At 51.2% G+C, this 14362-nt stretch carries 21 protein-coding genes; 19 read left to right on the forward strand and 2 right to left on the reverse strand.

What is annotated here, in order from left to right; translation table 11 throughout:
* Positions 1-2 precede the first annotated feature (2 nt).
* From NE584_RS02620 to NE584_RS02655, 8 genes are all read left to right on the forward strand, one after another.
* Complete coding sequence (locus tag NE584_RS02620) at positions 3-554, forward strand: hypothetical protein (protein ID WP_108979708.1); 552 nt, start codon at positions 3-5, stop codon at positions 552-554.
* Positions 555-902: 348 nt separating this feature from the next.
* Positions 903-1304, forward strand: coding sequence for an RNA polymerase sigma factor (locus tag NE584_RS02625; RefSeq protein WP_177696134.1), 402 nt, complete (start codon positions 903-905; stop codon positions 1302-1304).
* A gap of 126 nt (positions 1305-1430) precedes the next feature.
* The gene (locus NE584_RS02630; protein WP_177696132.1) at positions 1431-2360 is read left to right on the forward strand and encodes a ParM/StbA family protein; all 930 of its coding nucleotides are present in this window, start codon (positions 1431-1433) and stop codon (positions 2358-2360) included.
* Entirely contained in the window at positions 2347-2685 is a 339-nt protein-coding gene (locus NE584_RS02635) for a hypothetical protein (RefSeq protein ID WP_108979711.1), read from the forward strand. The genes NE584_RS02630 and NE584_RS02635 overlap by 14 nt, the downstream gene beginning before the upstream one ends.
* Positions 2686-2689: 4 nt before the next feature.
* Positions 2690-3304, forward strand: coding sequence for a recombinase family protein (locus NE584_RS02640; RefSeq protein ID WP_177696130.1), 615 nt, complete (start codon positions 2690-2692; stop codon positions 3302-3304).
* On the forward strand, positions 3301-3705 hold the full coding sequence (locus NE584_RS02645) for a recombinase family protein (protein WP_256181696.1): 405 nt from the start codon (positions 3301-3303) through the stop codon (positions 3703-3705). Before NE584_RS02640 ends, NE584_RS02645 begins: the two co-directional genes overlap by 4 nt.
* Positions 3689-4753 (forward strand): recombinase family protein, encoded by a 1065-nt coding sequence (locus NE584_RS02650; protein WP_256181697.1) that lies wholly within the window; start codon positions 3689-3691, stop codon positions 4751-4753. The genes NE584_RS02645 and NE584_RS02650 overlap by 17 nt, the downstream gene beginning before the upstream one ends.
* Complete coding sequence (locus NE584_RS02655) at positions 4750-5319, forward strand: hypothetical protein (RefSeq protein WP_256181698.1); 570 nt, start codon at positions 4750-4752, stop codon at positions 5317-5319. The genes NE584_RS02650 and NE584_RS02655 overlap by 4 nt, the downstream gene beginning before the upstream one ends.
* 114 nt (positions 5320-5433) lie before the next feature.
* On the opposite strand, the gene NE584_RS02660 is transcribed toward NE584_RS02655, so the two are convergent.
* Complete coding sequence (locus NE584_RS02660; protein WP_177696126.1) at positions 5434-5670, reverse strand: hypothetical protein; 237 nt, start codon at positions 5668-5670, stop codon at positions 5434-5436.
* Positions 5671-5775: 105 nt separating this feature from the next.
* Between NE584_RS02660 and NE584_RS02665 the strand changes: the two genes are divergently transcribed.
* From NE584_RS02665 to NE584_RS02675, 3 genes are all read left to right on the forward strand, one after another.
* Positions 5776-6408: a metallophosphoesterase gene (locus NE584_RS02665; RefSeq protein ID WP_177696124.1), complete on the forward strand. Its 633-nt coding sequence runs from the start codon at positions 5776-5778 to the stop codon at positions 6406-6408.
* Positions 6409-6585: 177 nt separating this feature from the next.
* Positions 6586-6918 (forward strand): helix-turn-helix domain-containing protein, encoded by a 333-nt coding sequence (locus NE584_RS02670; RefSeq protein WP_157954649.1) that lies wholly within the window; start codon positions 6586-6588, stop codon positions 6916-6918.
* A 142-nt stretch (positions 6919-7060) separates the two neighbouring features.
* Complete coding sequence (locus NE584_RS02675) at positions 7061-7723, forward strand: hypothetical protein (protein ID WP_256181699.1); 663 nt, start codon at positions 7061-7063, stop codon at positions 7721-7723.
* Here NE584_RS02675 and NE584_RS02680 read toward each other — a convergent pair.
* The gene (locus tag NE584_RS02680) at positions 7675-8013 is read right to left on the reverse strand and encodes a hypothetical protein (RefSeq protein ID WP_256181700.1); all 339 of its coding nucleotides are present in this window, start codon (positions 8011-8013) and stop codon (positions 7675-7677) included. The two genes, NE584_RS02675 and NE584_RS02680, sit on opposite strands and share 49 nt — an antisense overlap.
* 188 nt (positions 8014-8201) lie before the next feature.
* Here NE584_RS02680 and NE584_RS02685 point away from each other — a divergent pair, with 188 nt between their 5' ends.
* The 8 genes from NE584_RS02685 to NE584_RS02720 all read left to right on the forward strand — a co-directional run bounded on the left by NE584_RS02685 (position 8202) and on the right by NE584_RS02720 (position 14359).
* On the forward strand, positions 8202-9827 hold the full coding sequence (locus tag NE584_RS02685; RefSeq protein ID WP_256181701.1) for an exonuclease domain-containing protein: 1626 nt from the start codon (positions 8202-8204) through the stop codon (positions 9825-9827).
* A 133-nt stretch (positions 9828-9960) separates the two neighbouring features.
* Positions 9961-10896 (forward strand): metallophosphoesterase, encoded by a 936-nt coding sequence (locus NE584_RS02690; protein WP_256181702.1) that lies wholly within the window; start codon positions 9961-9963, stop codon positions 10894-10896.
* Positions 10893-11501, forward strand: coding sequence for a hypothetical protein (locus NE584_RS02695; RefSeq protein ID WP_256181703.1), 609 nt, complete (start codon positions 10893-10895; stop codon positions 11499-11501). Before NE584_RS02690 ends, NE584_RS02695 begins: the two co-directional genes overlap by 4 nt.
* Before the next feature lie 11 nt (positions 11502-11512).
* On the forward strand, positions 11513-12106 hold the full coding sequence (locus NE584_RS02700; protein WP_256181704.1) for a metallophosphoesterase: 594 nt from the start codon (positions 11513-11515) through the stop codon (positions 12104-12106).
* A 16-nt stretch (positions 12107-12122) separates the two neighbouring features.
* Positions 12123-12518 carry a hypothetical protein gene (locus tag NE584_RS02705; RefSeq protein ID WP_256181705.1) on the forward strand — a complete coding sequence of 132 codons (396 nt, stop codon included), beginning with the start codon at positions 12123-12125 and terminating at the stop codon, positions 12516-12518.
* A 208-nt stretch (positions 12519-12726) separates the two neighbouring features.
* Positions 12727-13161 carry an Hsp20/alpha crystallin family protein gene (locus NE584_RS02710; protein ID WP_108979725.1) on the forward strand — a complete coding sequence of 145 codons (435 nt, stop codon included), beginning with the start codon at positions 12727-12729 and terminating at the stop codon, positions 13159-13161.
* A 163-nt stretch (positions 13162-13324) separates the two neighbouring features.
* The gene (locus NE584_RS02715; RefSeq protein WP_147560842.1) at positions 13325-13858 is read left to right on the forward strand and encodes an HdeD family acid-resistance protein; all 534 of its coding nucleotides are present in this window, start codon (positions 13325-13327) and stop codon (positions 13856-13858) included.
* Between the two features lie 114 nt (positions 13859-13972).
* Complete coding sequence (locus NE584_RS02720) at positions 13973-14359, forward strand: hypothetical protein (protein WP_108979727.1); 387 nt, start codon at positions 13973-13975, stop codon at positions 14357-14359.
* The last annotated feature ends 3 nt before the right edge of the window (positions 14360-14362 follow it).

The raw sequence follows: 14362 nt of genomic DNA on the forward strand, positions 1-14362 counted from the left end.
TAATGAGTAAATTCCAGAACTACTTGAAAACCTTTGACATCACCAGTACCCTCACCGAGGAGGATATTGATAAGACCTTGGCGCTGCTCCAGATTTACGGCCCCGCCGTTCGAAGGACTGCCTCTCGCATCGGTGAGATGGAAGAAGAGTGCTATGAAGGTAGACGGCAAAGCATCTCCGACTTCATCAATCTGGCCATCGACTATGACCGTGACACTGACCGGAAACGCATCGCCGATCGCCTTGCCGAGATGGGCCACTCCATGCAGCTTCTGTCCGTTATGGAGGATGCCCTGGTGCTCGTGAAGGACACACCGCCCAATGGAGGCACCTATTTCAACATTCTCCAGGCAAGGTACTTTGATGTCTACTGCACCTCAAATGAGGAAGCATATCTCAACCTCGGAATCTCCTCATCTACATACTATCGGCACATCAAGCCCGCTATCCGTGCCTATGCAGCAAGCCTCTGGTGTGTCGTAATCCCCGATCTGATCATCAGGGAGCACCTGCAGCAAAGCGGTAGCGTCACCGCTCAGGTGGAAGTCTCGTGAGAGACAAATGAGAGACAATGTGGCAGTCAGATGAGAGAAAACATGATAGAAAATTGGGAGGAAATTGAGAGCCAAACGAAATTGTAGTGTAGAGACTCAGCCGGTATAATGGATTATGCTGGAGCACCTATAGCCTCTCGGGTCTATGATCCGAGGGGCTTTTTTCATACCCTTGTGCGCCAGCCAATACCGGAACAAAGAGCCGACCATTCTCCAAAACGAGAGTGGCCGGCTTTTTTGTTGCCCTGATTGGGAGCCTAATCCATGTCAAGAGCCAGCTACTGGGCCCGTGCGCCCCCTTCAAGTCGTTCGTCCGCATCCACTAATGAAACGACTTGGAGGTAACACATGAAGACAATCAAAATCAAGGACTACTATGGCATTTATCAGGAAATTCCTGTCAGCGATGAGCTGTATGAAGAATGGCGTGCGCTGCAGAACGAAACTCAGCGTATTCATCGAAAGGAAGTATATCACCGCGACTGGACCCCGATGGACGATCTGGAGGAAATGCCGCAGCACTTTACGCTTAACGAGCTTGAGGACGCTCTGATCTGGGACGAGCAGGTCGTAGAGCTCTATGCGGCGATTTCTCAGTTGACGCCCATCCAGCAGCGCCGCATCCGTATGCTCATGGATGATATGTCAATCCGTGAGATTGCAAGGCGGGAAGGCTGCCATATGAACGCTGCATTGAAGTCGGTCAACGGAGCCCTCAAGAAGCTCCGAGGTCTTCTGCAAGACCACTAAACTACACGCAGAAAAACATTTTGCGTAGTTGTTGTTCTAAGAAAACACTATGCGTAAATACTAACAGACACATCAAGCGGGGCTTCCCGCCTCGCCTTGTTTCACCGGATAAGGAGGTAAATTTCCATGATTATTTCTGTCGATCACGGCAATAAGTCGATTAAGACCCCCAACGCGCTGTTCACTTCCGGCCTGATTGTATCCGAGGGGCTCCAGGGCTTCAAAACGGACTACATCTGCTGGAACAACAAGTACTATACGCTGACAGAGCAGCGCATCGCCTATCTCCGCGATAAGACGGAGGATGAGCGTTTCTATGTCCTCACCCTCTTTGCCATCGCCAAGGAGCTGGAGCGCCGCAAGGTGCCCGAGACACTCGATCCCATTGACATTACTCTGCTTGTGGGTCTGCCTCCCGCACACTATGAGCAGCTGCACAGCCGTTTCGAGCAGTACTTCCTGCGTCGGCGCGAGATCGTAGATTTTGAGTATAACGGCAAGTACTACTCGATCCGGGTCAGCAAGGTACTCAGCTATCCCCAAGCGTTTGCGGCTGCCGTTACACAGTTCGGCACGCTGAAAGCTCATTCCGTCGCCTATATCATTGACATTGGCGGCTTTACCATCGATGTCCTGAAGCTGCGCAGCGGCCATCCGGATCTGGCAGTGGTAGAGAGCTTCGAGAAGGGCGTCATTACCCTCTACAACGGTATCGCAAGCAAGTGTAATGCGCTCTATGCCCGGATCCTGGAAGACTGCGATATCGACGAGGTCATCCGAAACCAACCCACTGTCCTTCCCGGCGAGGTACAGCAGTTGATCCGTACCATGACCAGCGACTTCCTCACGGAGTTCTACAACTTCCTGCGTGAGCGAGGCGTTGATGTCTCCACCAGTAAATGCGTCTTTGCTGGTGGCGGTTCCTTGCTCCTGCGTGGAATGATCGAACGCGGTAACAAAGTAGCTTTCCCCATTTTTATCGAGGATATTCATGCCAATGCTCGCGGCTATGAGCTCCTCTACCAGAGTGAGGTGGCGGCAAATGGGCAGCAATAAAAAGGCCCGTGTGGTCCTTCAGTTCAATGAGATGGACTTTCGGCACCGGCGTGCTCTGGAAATCCTTCGCCAGCGACCACGCAGTATGTCTGAACTGGTTGTAAGCGCCATACTACACTACACCAGCTGCCCTGAGGTTGCTGATGAGCATAGCAAGGAGTGGATTGCAAGCACTGTGAAGGAGATCATTACCGAAATGATCTCCAGCGGCGAGTTGCAGATCTCGGCGCAAACTCCGGCTCCGGAGACAAATGGATCAAGCCTTGCTGCAGATGACCTCGCCGAGCTCGGTGGCGTTATGGGAATGTTCCGGACCAAGGGGTGAGCATATGAGTAACAAACGCTTTGGTTACGCTCGCGTGTCCACCACGGATCAGAATGAGGACCGACAGGTTCTGGAACTCCTGGAGTCTGGGATCGAAGAGCGTGATATCTATGTGGACAAGCAGAGTGGCCGCAGCTTTGAGAGAACCAACTATTTGGCCCTGCGCAACACCATCTTGCGAAAAGGAGATGTGTTAGCTGTCAAAAGCATCGACCGCTTCGGTCGCAACTACTCTGCCATCCGCGCGGAATGGGAGTTTCTCACAAAGACTCTTGGTGTTGATATCGTTGTTCTGGACACCCCCATCCTCGACACCACCCAATATAAGGACCTGCTTGGCAGCGTCATCACCGATATCGTCCTCGCTGTGCTCTCTTTTGGAGCACAGCTCGAGGTCGATACCAAGTCTAAGGCACAGGCAGAGGGCATTGCCGCTGCACACCTAAAAGGCGTCAAGTTTGGCCGGCCACGATGCACCGTCGAAGGCTGGGATACCTACTACCCCCAGTGGAAGCAGGGCCAAATCACCGCTGTCCAGTGCTATAAACAGCTCGGGATCAGCGCATCTACATTCTACCGTCTTGTACGGAAATATGAATTGGAGGACGAAAGCGAATGAGTTGTTGTTGCATATATTGCCGCATTGGCGGCACCGCAAATGAACCCAACCAAATAGCCATGAACAGCCAACTTGAGATGCTGCGAAAGGCTGCTGAGGATCTCGGCCTTACCGTCGTGGCAGAAGTGACTGTTTTTGAAAGTGGCACTGACCCGCAGCGGCAGAGCATCAAAACGCTGATCCGAGATGGAAAACACGGCGCCTATGATTGCGTGCTGATTGTTGATCCATCCAGATTATCAAGGAGCACTGAGGGCTACACCTTGATTGGCCAGAAGCTGAACCGGCATGGGATCAGGGTCTATACCCCTCAGGGAAAGATCCAGCTGCCCCCGCCTCACGCCTTCTTCTATTCCAGATACCATAAGGAAGGAGAAAACGATTTTGGCCCAGGAAAGTAAAAACGAGAATCGCAAGCAAAGGATCCGCGAGGCGTTCCATGATGGGAAACAGGTAGAGCGAATGCCTGCCCGAGAGGACATGGCTCCTCAGCATTCCGACGATGTTATCTATCGGGTTGCTCCGTACTGCCGAGTCAGTACGATGTCCGAAATGCAGGCAGAGAGTTTTGAAATCCAGCAACAGTACTACAACGAGTACATTGCCAAGCACCCGAATTGGACGCTGGTTCGCATCTATGCCGATGAAGGCATCTCAGCAACTTCGGTGAAGAACCGCAAGGACTTCAACAACATGATTGAGGACTGTAAGGCTGGCAAGATCGACCTCATCGTCACAAAGTCTGTCAGCCGTTTTGCCCGTAATGTCGTGGACTGCATCAAGTACGCCCGTGACCTGAGAGCCCTATCGCCACCCGTCGGCATCTACTTTGAAACAGAGAACATCAACACGCTATCCCAAAATGGCGAACTGCTCCTAACCGTTTTGGCCGCATTTGCACAGGACGAGAGCGTCAACAAGTCCATCAGCGTTGCCTGGGGTATCCGACAGCGATTTGCTAAGGGCATTCCCAAACTGGTCAAGCCCTACGGATATCAGAATGTTGATGGCAAGCTTGTCGTGGATGAGGAGGAAGCCGGTGTAGTTATTCGGATCTTCGCCTTCTATCTCGGAGGTAAAACCCCATATGAGATCGCAAGGATACTGACGCACGAAGGTATCCCCACTCCCACCGGAAAGAAGCCGTGCTGGACGATCTCTTCCGTCACCTACATTCTCGGCAACGACCGATACTGTGGAGATGTGATTATGCAAAAGAGCCTATGTGTAGACCTGTTCGCTCACAAGCGCGTTCGCAATCTGGGCCAGGTGGAACGGTACCGGATGCGTGATGTTCACCCGCCTCTGATCTCCAAGGAGGAGTGGCGTGAGGCAAAGAACCGGATCTCTATGCCCGATCGCGAAGCTGTTATTCTCGAAGAAATTACTGGAGAGGGAATTCTCTCCTCACTACATCCGATACTATTCAAGGAGGACATTGATGTATGAATGCCTGCATGTCTGAATTCCGCATTGTCAACCCGACCCTTCGCACCTTCAGCGCCGCTGAGGCGCGCATCGCCCACTCGAGCATCTGGTTCAATAATCTGAGTGCCGCTGAGTTGGGCTATCCGGAGCATATTCGTCTGCTGATCAGCTCGGATGGCTGCACGCTGGCCATTCAGGCCTGTGATCCGAAGGACAAGTGCGCCGTGCCCTTTATGGCCGGTCGCACTGCCGATGATCTGAAAGGTCAAAAAAAGTGGACGACTGTGAGTAACCGGATGCTCACCCACATCATCCGGAGCAAGCTGGGCTGGGAAACCGCGAAGACGCCGCGCCGGTTCTATGGCGTACCCTGGCCTGAGCAGGGCGCGATCATCTTTGATCTGACCAAGATTGCACCGCCTCGTACCCGGACCCCGAACCTGTCTGCGGAAGATATGCTGCGTGCCTATGAACTGGCCGAGTCCGGCTCTCTGCTTCCTGTTATGGCCCCCGCATGGTCCCGACAGCCCTTTGCTTCCGTGCCTCCCAGTGAAGTCATCGAAACTCAGTATGTGCAAGTGAGCTAACAAGAAGTCCCCGGCATCCATAACGATGTCGGGGGCCTTCAACCTCTTGATAGTGAAGAGGAAAAATGGTATTGTAGGGTATGTCCGTTCTATTGGACAGCGAGTGCGATATCTTTAGGTAAGCTGGACCTTTGGCATCCGATCCTCCATGAGCTCTACTTTCCTGAGCATCAGGTCGTAGATCATGCCACGGAATTCAGAATCCGATATCGACTCGTTATTTGCCTCATGACAGACCTTCAGGAGCATTTCATCCAGTCCGCCAACAGTCTGTGCTTTCGGATACTCCTGCATAATTTCCTTTGTCACCATCAGCAGGAACTCGAAACCGGGCAATACGGATTGGTTCATCTTCTCTACTCCTCTTTCGTGTTCTTTACAGGCGATTATAGAGGGATTTCAAAACAAATCAAGTCTTGACTTTTTCAGAAGGAGGCATCGCAAGTGATATATTGTATGTCCGACATCCATGGCGAGTTGGATCGCTTCAAGGCGATGCTCGACCTGATCAATTTCTCTTCAGACGATACGCTATACATCATAGGCGATGTGATAGATCGCCATCCAGGAGGCGTGGAGATCCTCAAAATCATCAAGGACACACCGAACATGTTCATGCTACTAGGCAACCACGAGCAAATGTGTCTGGATACCCTTGGCCCCAACAGTGTGTATGGAAGCAGACGGTTATGGCTAGAGAATGGTGGAAGTAATACATATCGAGAGCTGCTCTATGTATGTTCGCTCGCTGAGCGAAGCAGGATCATACATTTCCTGAGTACGCTGCCGGATCATTTTGATGTTGAGGTTGGCGACCGCAAATTCCATCTGGTTCATGCCATGCCGTCAGATGACCCGGATGATCGAATTTGGAGGAGGCCTAAACCGGATGATCCTCCGTACTTCGAGGATCGTATCGCAGTCGTCGGCCATACGCCCACCTGCTACATGAGTGGCGATATGGAAAGTCCCTTCGCCGTCTGGCATGGAAACGGGCTGATCGATATCGATTGTGGGTGCGGGAATAAGACAGAGCTGCGGCGCCTCGCCTGCCTTCGACTGGACGATCTGAAAGAATTCTACATCTAATAACCAATCAACATGAGGATGCCTTCTGCTTATACTGGTAGAAGGCGTCCTTTTTCTTGTCAGCGATAATTCCCGCAATCGTACTAATTTGGTATTATCCGTACTGTTCTGCTCATTTTTGAGTCGCCGTTAATCTCCTATACTTAAAGGAAGATAATGATAGGTAGGAGATGTTCAATGAGCACCAATTTACATGTAATGGGCAACCGAATACGGACTGCGAGGCAATTCAGGAAACTGACTGCGGAACAACTCTCTGAGCAGCTTGGCATTGCCACGGAGTCTCTGCGCCATATCGAAAATGGTACCAGACGACCCAGTTACGCTCTGTTAGACAACATTTCGGATATACTCGATGTGTCCCTGGATTACCTCGCCGGTAAAACTGAACTTCCCCTCGAGCGCAGAGTACGCCGGGAACTTGAGAATATGGGCCTGACAAAAGCCCAAGAGGACGCTTGTGTGGAGATCGCACTCAATGCGATACCTGTCATAAAACGAATCTGCTAAGCCATGCACCTGCCGGTTTTCGGTAGGTGCATATCTTTTTTTGCGCACTCCCCATGATTCGACAAGTTTTGCGCTTACTTCCCCTTATTATGTACTTATCTGGTACGATTAGTATCAATATAGTACAAAGGAGATAGTAAAAATGAGCGTAGCAAGTATGCTGGAAAACATGAAAAGGCGTGCCCTCGACTCCACCTACGACGCATATATCTGCGAGGAGTACGATGCATGGGCAGTAGAGTCATTCGCAACGGAAGAGGGCGAGTATGATGCGGCAAGATTGGAGTTGCCCAAAGTGCTCAGTTCCGAGCAAATGGAGAAGTTGAAGACGATGGAAGAGCGCTATCGGCAGAATCGCAAATACGCCTCCCACTATGGGTTTGAAGCGGGCCTGTTCTCTGGCTTCCAGTTGTTCTTCAGTGGGAATGGGATAACAGAGGATGGCTTCGATCGCTACCTCATGAAATGCCTTATGGAGATGCCCGGTATGCAGCGCCATGTAGACTACTACGCCCGCAACGACGAGATTCTCCGCCTGGGGAAGGAGCTGGGCGAGGAGCTGACGGATGAAAACAAGGAGCATGTTGTCTCGTTGGAATGCGCTTGGGGCCAACGCATTCACTCCTTTGCCTGCCACGCTTTCTATTGTGGCTATCGTGCGGCGCTGAGGGTTATTGACGCAGTCGGAGGGCTTGAGAGCATGAGTATGATCGACCACACGCTTCTTCTGGAATACAGACTTGGGTACATCGGCTCCTATGAACAGGTTGAACGGGAGCAGGAACGGAAGAAGAAAACCGCATAATAGCGAAAGGGGCAGGTCGCAATGGCCTGTCCCTTTCGCATAAGCTCTCGCTGTAATTCTGCTCGATATCGAATCGCAAAACGGAACATCCGCTTCTCTTCCAATGCAAGGATCTCGTTCTCCGCTTTATCAAGCGCAGAAATCAGCTCTTCCGGCACGCCATATTGTCGCAGGTTTTCTGCAATCTTACAAAGTTTTTCCACGGCTACCTCATATTCACAAGATGAGTTCCCGCCATGCTCTGAAACAGGAATGCATTTTCCTTGAAACAGCTTTTGCAATATGTTCATTTTGATCCCCCATATATGAGACACCAAAACAGAGAAAGTGCAACATAGTTTTTGAAAAAAACACGGCGTTGTACTGTAATTACTACCTCCCCGCAGGGTACACATATGTGCTGTCCGTTCTTTTGGACACCCTCTATTGTATGCTATGGCCATAATCCGATAGGTCTCACAAAGGAGAGGTGACAGAGATGTATGTTCTGATCGATATGGAGTGGGTTACAAATCGCCATGGAAACCACTGGCCAACACAGCTTGCGGCAATCCGTGTAGATGAAGAATGGCAGACGGTGGATTCCTTCTCTGTACTCTTTCGGCCCAAGGATATCACCTTCCAGAAGTGGGATCACATGGCCTTCTCCGGTTGGACTCGTGACAACTTTCTGAATGCAGATTCGCTCTATCCGGCACTTGACGCCTTTGAGCACTGGCTACAGCCCGAGGACATTCTCTGCTGGTGGCACCAGGAGGCCTATGCCCTCTATACCATGTTCACCAAGGTAGCACAGATCCGTGATCGGGCCTCTAAGGTAGTATTCCTCTCTGACTACATCTACGGGTTCCTGGCCGGTCAGAAAGGTGCCGTAGGAAGTCCCTACAAGATTTGTGCGGCAAGAGATATCCCGACGCCAGAACCTGCACATTGTTCCATCAATGATGTTTTGGCGATACAGGCTCTCGTTCAAAGCATCGATTTCCAGCAAAGAAATCTGCAGGCGCCACCCAAGAAGTGGGTAAAGGACACCACTGCTCTGAAAGAATCACCGGTGTTTCCGCTTCTCTACGATACCTCAACCCAGCTGCTGCACCACTCTGATTGCGAGCTGCTTCCGGATAACCGTTACCTGCCGGCATACACTTCGTTTAAGGCACCGATCCGGAAGAGGTATAAACCCTGCGCCTGCTGCCATGATGAATTTCTGGATGCGCTTTGGGATCGTAACCAGGACTCCATCACCCGATCTGATTACAATTATGTGTATTCCAAGCAGTCCAAGGTGTTTCATACACGAAACTGCTCCCATGTGCTGCTATCCTTTGACATTCAGGGTACCGTATCCTATGAGACCTGCTTGAAGAGCGGACGCCGGCCCTGTAAACATTGTAAGCCCGTGCCGATAGAGCGCAAGCGTATTTCTTTGCCGATAAAGCAAAACAAGCCGCAGAAAGCGGAAAACCGCAATCTGAACGGCGAAGAACGAAAGGCCCTAGGTCGGTTCAAGCGAGCTAAGGAAGAACGCGAAACAGCTTTCAAGCGCGGCGATTTGACGGAGGCTGAGCGCAATACCGTCATGGCCCTTTCGCAACCCGGTCTTGCTTTCTGGGCAAGCAAGGGGTATAGCACCTTCCACACAAGAAACTGCTCAAAGATTACTGGGCTCAACCAACTCAGGGGTTTTGCGCGGTATCAGGACGCTGTGCGAGCCGGCTATTCTCCTTGCCGCCATTGCAGACCCAGTCCCAAGCTGGATGTAAAATTCTCAATTCCTATCACCAATAAGGAGCGACACGGCGAGACTACGGACACACTGATTCAGCTCTGTACGCAGCACTGTCTGCCCTTCGAATATGACATGCGATATTTCACGCTGCAGACCATAGCCGGCAAGTGGCGTATCGACATGAGTTTGCGGCCTGTTCGGCTGGAGCATATCAATCTCGTCACCGAGCGCGGGAGCACAAAGAAGTTCCATACACAGCCCCGTCTCTTCCTCTCCCTCAAAGACACCTTTGATTACATCATGCGCCATGACAGCAAGTTGATTGAAGAGATTGTTGCCAAGGACAACCAGAGCCAGGAGCTGGCAATGGGTTAAGTAAGAAAGGCGCGGCAATGGGTAGCTCCATCGTCGCGCCAATTTCGTTTGATTCTGTTGTTAAGCAATCCTGTCATCCGTAAGTGGTATTGGGAGTATCCAAACTCCTGCCAACGAAAAGGAGTGAATAAAAATGGGCAGAGAAGAAGCAGCAAAAGAGTTGATGGCCATGCTCGAAGAAGCACAAGAGGGCCCATACTATTCTGAGGAAGAAGTGCGAGCCCATCTGCTGGAAATCCTGGCCCCTCGCAACCAAGTATATATGACTGGCGACACCCATGGGCAATTTGAGCGCGTGATCGAGTTCTGCGCACGCAGAGAGGTTGAACCGGAAAACACCTTTGTAATCTTGGGCGACGCAGGGCTGAACTACTACAATGACCGCAGGGACCGAAAGAAGAAAGACCAACTTGCCCAGGTACCCATCACCTTCTTCTGCCTACACGGCAACCACGAGATGCGCCCATCCGAAGCACTCGGTTACGAGCTCGCCGAATATCACGGTGGCAAGGTATGGATGCAGCCGGCTTATCCTAATATCCTGTTCGCTATTGACGGCGAGGTCTATGACTTCAATGGCAATTCCTGCATTGTCATCGGCGGCGCCTACAGCGTGGATAAATACTATCGTCTGGCCCGTGGTTGGAGCTGGTTCCCAGATGAACAGCCTTCCGAAGAAATCAAAGCCAAGGTGGAGCGCGTCCTCGCCGAGCGCAACTGGAAGATTGATATCGTGTTGTCTCATACCGGCCCGTTGAAGTATGAGCCGACCGAGGTCTTTCTGCCCATGATCGATCAGAGCACCGTGGACAAGTCTACCGAAGTATGGCTGGAGCAGATCGAGGCGAAACTCGATTATGAGCGATGGTATTTCGCCCACTACCACACCGAGAAAGAAGTGGACAAGATTCGGATCTTGCATAATGACTACACTATGATCCCTCGCGAAGCCTCCGTTGCGGCAGAAAAGGACATGCTTCGCCGCATGCATCGTCAGGCGGAGATTGTGGAAGCGCTGGGACTTCTGGATGATGCACCAAACCAAAAGAATGGAGATGATATCTCATGAGCACCTACTATGATTTCATGGTCGAGGCCAAGTACGAGGGCAAGTGGTACAACATCGACTTCCATACCAAGGATATTGACGGCAAATTGCGTCATCAGTACCTCGCCACCATTTCACGCAACTTTATTGGCTTGCTGGAGGATCAGGTGAACGGAGCATGGGCCATTGGCTTTGATGACTTGGCTGAGAGCACGCAGCAGCTTTTACTTGCAAGCACTTTTGAAGGCCGAGAGGATAGTCTTCGACTGGAGCGCTTCTATGTAGCCGGGAATCTCGATGATTTTGAACGGCTGCTCAACGGCCCGTACCAGATGGAATACTATGTCACCCGCAACCAGATTGCAGCTTATGAAGAACACAAGTTTGACGAAATTAACGAATATCTGACCGCTCACGAGTTGCTCGAATTGCCTCAGGCTACCCGAAACGAGTATGTGCTCTATCGCTGGAACGACACCTTTGCAAACGCAGAGAACATCCGGGCTATGGTGGAGCGCCTGAAGTATCAGGTTGAGTGCTTCAATGATGCGCTCCCTTACCGGGCGGGTCAGTCCTACGGTGATCGGGCTGCCTCTCAAATCCGTGTGATCTACCGTATCACCTGAGGAGGGATCGGATGAATTATTACATTGGAGATTTGCACCTATTCAACCGCAACCAGACAGATGAAGGCAGAAACTACGACGGACGCCCGTTCGCTACGGTAGAAGAGATGAACCAGTACATCCTCGAACGTTGGAACGCCAAGATCAACAACGGTGATACCGTCTATATCCTGGGCGATATGGCCATGCGGGGTAAGAACAATGCACTACTCGCGCTGGTTGCCCAGTTGAAGGGCAAGAAGATTTTGTTTCGCGGTAACCACGATGACCTGTCCGACTATCGCTATCAGCGGCTCTTTGAGGAGGTCACTGACTACCGGGAGATTGCCGATTCCTTTGATGGAAAGACATACAAGCTCTGCTTGATGCACTATCCCATCCTGATGTGGAACGGCCAGCATCGCGGATCGATTCTTCTCTACGCCCATACTCATAATACTGTGGAAGAGGCATTCTTCCAGAAATGCGTCAAAGAGCTCAACGAGAACAAGAAACTGAATGTTCAACAAGGAAAGCCCATTCGCGCCATCAATGTCGGCTGCATGATGCCTTACATGGGCTACGAGCCGAGAACGCTGAAAGAAATCCTATCCGCGCATGAATAAGAAAGGAGTGCTGCCTGTGCTGCCAAAAGCACTGTTTTTGAGCACGATTGAGAAGATACGCCAGCAGGAGGCTCGTATTGATGAGTTCGATAAGGCCCTCAGTAAAATGTGCGATGGTTTTCCTGCCTTCGACAAGGACAATCTCTACCTGCTCGAACTGCGCGATTTGCTGAAGTACACTATGCAAGACCAGTATGACAATATCGGCTGGTGGTTATACGAAGCGCCGGATGCCGGTTACACTGTATCCTGGGAAGAAGCCGGCAAGGAAGTCTCTGTTGATTTGACTGAAGCCGGCGCCCTCTATGTAAAGAAGTCGGGATGCGAGTTTTTAATTTATAAACAAAATGACGATAATTTAAATCGAAACCAAAGAAAAATCGAATATAACAAAACGAATACTCAAAAATAGCAGGAAAGTGTGAACAAAGATCGCTGATTTTGTAAACGTTGGCACTCGTATATTGACATTGCTAAAAACGGGGTTATAATGAACACGATCTTAGGGAGAGGGATAAAGAGATCCCCCCCAAGAAATCAAATCAAATTATAAATACTCAAGCTCCGGACCGGGAGCTTCTCCCGGAACCGAGAGCGGGAATTGAATGGAGGAACAATTTATGTTACCCAGTATTTTTAGTGAGAACCTGTTTGATGATTTCTTTAATAGCGCAATGTTCCCGAAGGCCGAACATGAGCTGTACGGCAAGCATGCGAAGAACCTGATGAACACCGATGTGCGGGAGGTCGAGAACGGTTACGAGATCGACATGAACCTGCCCGGTTTTAAGAAGGACGAGGTAGAGATCCAGCTGCAGGACGGCTGCCTGACCGTCAGCGCCGCCAAGGGACTGGACAAGGACGAGGAGGATAAGAAGGGCCGTTATATCCGCCAGGAGCGTTACGCCGGTTCCCTCAGCCGCAGCTTCTATGTGGGCGAGGATGTGGAGCCTCAGGATGTGAAGGCCAAGTATGAGAACGGCGTTCTGAAGCTGTTCGTCCCCAAGGCCGAGGTCAAGCAGGTGCCTGCTCAGACCGCTATCGCCATTGAGTGACCAAATGGCCGGGGCCCACAAGGACGGGTCCCGGCCGGTTTCTTTTAACGGCGGTCCTGCGTCGTATTTCCGTCCGGTTTCCGGGCGGGGATACGAAACAAGATCGAATGGATCGACGGGAGGAAAGTTGGATTCCCCTCTTTTTCCTTAGGAGGCATGATGTATGAATAAAACCGTTTCCCGCGTGCTGTGGATCGTGGCAGGTGTGCTGCTGATCGTGGCGGGTGGTGCGTGTATGCTCCATCCCGGCGCTACCCTGAGCGGGCTGTCCTTCCTGTTAGGAATGGCCATGTTATTTTCCGGTGTGGTAGATATTATCATTTTTGCCACGGCGGGCAGCAGTATTTACGGTTCCGGATGGTTTTTGGTGGATGGCATCCTTACGGTGCTGCTGTCCATCTTCCTGCTGTGCAACCAGATGTTCACCATGATGACTCTGCCCTATATTCTGGGTATGTGGCTGTTGTTCTCCGGCATCACGAAATTTGTAAACTCCTTTGATCTGCGCCGGTTTGGAGTGCGGGGTTGGGGCTGGGTGACAGCCTTCGGCCTGCTGATGGCGGCGGCTGGATTCCTCTCCTTTATGGACCCCTTGGCTGCGGCGGTGACGCTGTCCGTTCTGGCGGGGCTGTTCCTGATGATCCAGGGCGTGGTTTCCATCGCGTTCGGGTGTCTGTCCGGACGGTTCTGGATGTAAAGCTTAACAACAAAAATCCACGGTCGCACAGGCTGACTATCTTGTTGAAGAGGTTGCGCATAGAGATGCCTTGAAGGCAGTGCACGGCAGTCATGACTCATGGGAGGAAACACAATGAGTACGCAATATGAATTTATGAAACGACAGGTCGTTGAAGAAGTGGCTGCTCTTCAGGAAAAGCTAATCGCAATCCAGGCGGATTGCATCAACCGGATCAAAGAAATCCCCGTCACTTCTGACCTGGAGGACACCATGGATGAACTGCTTAATAAAATCTCAAATCAGTTCCTCTTTCAGATTGAGGAACCGGAAAGTGCGTCCGTCGTGATCGGCACAGCAAGAGCCGGTCATTTTTCCTGGAGAGTCGAGAACGGGTTTCGAGACATTTTCTCTGTAGAGCAATGGCTCCGCGACAATCCCGAGTTCAGCATCTATGATGAATACGGTACAGCTATTACATGGGAGCAATTCAAAGAGGCTGTAGCCTGGTGTAATGGGTGAAAA

Source organism: Clostridium sp. DFI.5.61, assembly GCF_024462915.1.
In the GTDB taxonomy this organism is placed as follows: domain Bacteria; phylum Bacillota; class Clostridia; order Oscillospirales; family Oscillospiraceae; genus Lawsonibacter; species Lawsonibacter asaccharolyticus.